General features: G+C 73.9%; 2 protein-coding genes. Both read left to right on the top strand.

Features of this window, described 5'->3' with window-relative positions:
• Positions 1 to 193: 193 nt before the first annotated feature.
• Complete coding sequence (locus ACWGB8_RS33075; RefSeq protein ID WP_452217334.1) at positions 194 to 1,057, top strand: dioxygenase family protein; 864 nt, start codon at positions 194 to 196, stop codon at positions 1,055 to 1,057.
• A gap of 234 nt (positions 1,058 to 1,291) precedes the next feature.
• The gene (gene mshC / locus ACWGB8_RS33070; protein WP_452217333.1) at positions 1,292 to 2,521 is read left to right on the top strand and encodes a cysteine--1-D-myo-inosityl 2-amino-2-deoxy-alpha-D-glucopyranoside ligase; all 1,230 of its coding nucleotides are present in this window, start codon (positions 1,292 to 1,294) and stop codon (positions 2,519 to 2,521) included.
• The last annotated feature ends 146 nt before the right edge of the window (positions 2,522 to 2,667 follow it).

The following is a 2,667-nucleotide window of genomic DNA, read 5'->3' as shown; positions in this document are numbered from 1 at the left end:
AACACCCCCACCCGGGTTGGGCCCCCTGCGGGGGGGCCCGGGCGGGCGGTTTGGTGGGTTGGCGGCCGCGGGGGCCCGCCCCCCCCCCGGGGGCCGGCCCCCGGGCCCGGCCCTTGTCATGCCCCCACCATGGCAAGGGCCGCCCACCCCGTCCGACACCCCCACCAGCCCCCACCACCGAAGGAGCCGGCGCATGCCCGCATCCGAACACCCCGCGGCCGGACCGGACAGCCCGATCGACCGTCGGATCAGCCGCAAGACCGTCCTGCGGGCCGCCGCCGTCCTCGGCACCGCACCGCTGCTGGTCGGCGGCGGCGTCGCCCTCGCCCGCGACCGGGCGGGCACCGGCGAGGCCCCCACCCTCACTCCCGAGTGCCACGACGGCGACGAACCCACCGTCCCGCAGACCGAGGGCCCGTACTTCAAGCCCAACTCCCCGCTGCGCACCTCCCTGGTGACGGCCTCCACGCCCGGCACCCGGCTCACCGTCAGCGGCTACGTGTTCGGCCGCGCCTGCCTGCCGATCGCCAACGTCCTGCTCGACTTCTGGCAGGCCGACGTCAACGGCGCCTACGACAACACCGGCTTCACCTTCCGCGGCCACCAGTTCACCAACGCCCAGGGCGCGTTCAGCCTCAGCACGATCGTCCCCGGCCTCTACCCGGGCCGCACCCGGCACATCCACGTCAAGGTCCAGGCCCCCGGACGGCCGGTGCTCACCACCCAGCTGTACTTCCCCGGTGAGCCGCGCAACAGCACCGACACCATCTTCGACGCCCGGCTGCTGATGAACGTCCGGCAGATCGGCTCCGCCAAGGAGGGCACCTTCGACTTCGTGCTGAACGTGCCGCAGACCCCCAACCCCACCCCGACCCCCACCGGGCCGACCCCCACCGCCACGCCCACCTCGCCCGGCGGCAGCTGGACCCCGGGCACCACCTACCGCGCGGGCGACCGCGTCACCCACTCCGGCGCCTCCTACCAGTGCCTCCAGGGGCACACCGCCGTCCCCGGCTGGGAGCCGCCGAACGTGCCGGCCCTCTGGAAGCGCCTGTAGCGGCTCCGGGCGCGCCCGTACGAGGGCCGGGCGCCCGGCCGGCGGCAGGGCCCGGCCGGGCGCTCAGCGCGCCCCCGCGATCACGCTCCGCCCGCCCCGGTTCTATTCCCGGAAGGGCGGACGAAAGCCGTCAACGGCCGGTCCATACCGGTCGAGAAGTGCTCAGGTGACGAATCCGGTCGATCTTCCCGGTTGGTTGGCCTTTCAAATGTTCGCAAGGTTAAAGTCGTTCCCATGCATGCCTGGCCCGCCTCCGAGGTTCCCGCCCTGCCTGGTCAGGGGCTCCCCCTTCGCATCCACGACACCGCAGCGGGCTGTGTCCGGGAGGTCGTCCCGCAGGACGGCACCGCCCGGCTCTACGTCTGCGGCATCACCCCCTACGACGCGACCCACATGGGCCACGCCGCCACCTACAACGCCTTCGACCTGGCGCAGCGCGTGTGGAAGGACGCCGGCCACGACGTCCTGTACGTGCAGAACGTCACCGACGTCGACGACCCGCTGCTGCAGCGCGCGGTCGAGACCGGCCAGGACTGGGTGGCCCTCGCCGAGCGCGAGACCGCGCTCTTCCGCGAGGACATGACCGCGCTGCGGATGCTCCCGCCCGCCCACTACATCGGCGCCGTCGAGTCCATCCCGTGGATCGTCCCGCTGGTGCAGAAGCTGCTGGCGAGCGGCGCCGCGTACGAGCTGGACGGCGACATCTACTTCTCCGTCGAGGCCGACCCGCACTTCGGCGAGGTCTCCGGCCTCACCCGCGAGGCCATGCGCCCGGTCTTCGCCGAGCGCGGCGGCGACCCGGACCGCCCCGGCAAGCGCCACCCGCTGGACGCCCTGCTCTGGCTCGCCGCCCGCCCCGGCGAACCCGCCTGGGACACCGAGCTCGGCCACGGCCGACCCGGCTGGCACATCGAGTGCGTGGCGATCGCCCTGCAGTACCTGGGGATGTCCTTCGACCTCCAGGGCGGCGGCAGCGACCTCTCCTTCCCGCACCACGAGATGGGCGCCGCACACGCCCAGGCGGCCACCGGCAGCCACCCGTACGCCCGGGCGTACGTGCACGCCGGCATGGTCGGGCTGGACGGGCACAAGATGTCCAAGTCCCGCGGCAACCTGGTCTTCGTCTCGGCGCTGCGCCGCGAGGGCGTCGACCCCGCCGCGATCCGGCTCGCCCTGCTCTCGCACCACTACCGCGAGGACTGGGAGTGGACCAAGGGCACCCTGGACGAGGCCGTCGAGCGGCTCGCCCGCTGGCGCGCCGCGGTCTCCCGCCCGGACGGCCCGTCGGCCGAGGCACTGCTCGGCGAGGTCCGTGCGGCCCTCGCCGAGGACCTCGACGCGCCCGCCGCCCTGGCCGCCGTGGACCGCTGGGCCGAGCGGCAGCACGCCGAGGGCGGCGACTCGATCGGGGCACCCGGCCTGGTCTCCCGCACCGTGGACGCGCTGCTCGGCGTCGCGCTCTAGAGATCCGGCCCCTGAGGCCGCATCACGCAGGAGGGCCGCCCGAACCCGGCGGCCCAACAGCGTGCGTGTACGACGGGTAATACGCGAGGCGAGCCGACCACCTCGTCGTCCAGCTTCTACTTATCCATCAACCCGCCCGCCCTCCG

The organism is Kitasatospora sp. NPDC054939, from assembly GCF_053610105.1.
The sequence above is the reverse complement of the archived record's forward strand: the minus strand, read 5'-3'. Positions and strand labels throughout refer to the sequence as shown.

What these genes read in the sequence shown, in the direction of transcription:
- ACWGB8_RS33075 (WP_452217334.1), top strand. Translation starts at nt 194, where the DNA reads ATGCCCGCATCCGAACACCCCGCGGCCGGACCGGACAGCCCGATCGAC.
- mshC (WP_452217333.1), top strand. Translation starts at nt 1,292, where the DNA reads ATGCATGCCTGGCCCGCCTCCGAGGTTCCCGCCCTGCCTGGTCAGGGG.